Origin of the sequence: Sphingobacterium bovistauri, assembly GCF_020295405.1 — a bacterium.
In the GTDB taxonomy this organism is placed as follows: Bacteria; Bacteroidota; Bacteroidia; order Sphingobacteriales; family Sphingobacteriaceae; genus Sphingobacterium; species Sphingobacterium bovistauri.
On sequence record NZ_JADEYP010000069.1, the window covers coordinates 1 to 1,089 of the forward strand.

The following is a 1,089-nucleotide window of genomic DNA, read 5'->3' on the forward strand; positions in this document are numbered from 1 at the left end:
CGGAGAGATCGTCACAAGAGATTGGAACCTGGTGCGTGAGGGTACTCGAATGACAACGGAATTCGGGCTTTTTTTAAAGAAGATATTTGGATAATCATCCTGTAAGCGCTCAATTGGTAGGTCTGTTCTTCCAGATGGACGGCAAGCAGCTACAGGATCAATACAAGAACCACTTGAGTGACTTCCATGATTGGGACCAAAAGCCACATGCAGAGAGTTGGACATTGTTTGCTGAAAATATCTCTGAACGCCTGAGCATCGATGAGACCAGCTTCAGCAACGGTGAATTATATACCATTGTTAGCAGTAAATCGGCCAAAGGGCGTAAAGGAACGATTCTAGCAACTATTAAAGGCACTAAAGCTGAAGATATCATGGCTGTTCTTGAGCGAATACCCTTGCGATCAAGGAATCAAGTAAAAGAGGTTACCATGGATATGGCTCCCAACATGGCCAAAGCTATCCGTAGATGTTTCAGAAATGCTAGACGTGTAGTCGACCGGTTCCATGTCCAAAAGCTGGCTTACGATGCCGTGCAGGAACTCCGCATCAAGTATCGTTGGGAGGTATTGGATACAGAAAGCAAGAAGATAATAGAATCTCGAAAGCAAGGAATTGCATATGAGCCTGAGTTACTTCCTAATGGAGATACACTCAAGCAACTATTGGCTCGATCTAGACACCTTTTGTTCAAGCATCCAAGCAGATGGTCCGAAAACCAAAAACAACGAGCTGAATTGTTGTTGATGCGCTTTCCAAAGTTAAAACAGGCTTATGATCTTGGTGTTGCCTTAGGTGACATCTTCAATAAATGTAAGGATAAAAAAGTTGCTTTTACAAAGTTAGGACTGTGGCACAATCAAGTAGAAAATGCGGGAATTGCTTCATTTGAGAGTGTAGCAAAATCAATTGCTGCTAACCATCCTCAAATTCTACATTACTTCGACAATAGAAGTACAAACGCGTCCGCAGAATCCTTCAATGCAAAACTTAAGGCATTCAGGAGTATGTTTCGAGGTGTAAGAGATACTACCTTTTTCCTATACAGAGTGATGAAATTGTATGCTTAAAAATGATTATCCCCCCAAG

At 42.1% G+C, this 1,089-nt stretch carries 1 protein-coding gene; it reads left to right on the forward strand.

Annotated elements, in window-relative coordinates; translation table 11 throughout:
- Nucleotides 1-134 precede the first annotated feature (134 nt).
- Complete coding sequence (locus tag IPZ78_RS17190) at nt 135-1,070, forward strand: ISAon1 family transposase (RefSeq protein ID WP_225555209.1); 936 nt, start codon at nt 135-137, stop codon at nt 1,068-1,070.
- Nucleotides 1,071-1,089 lie beyond the last annotated feature (19 nt).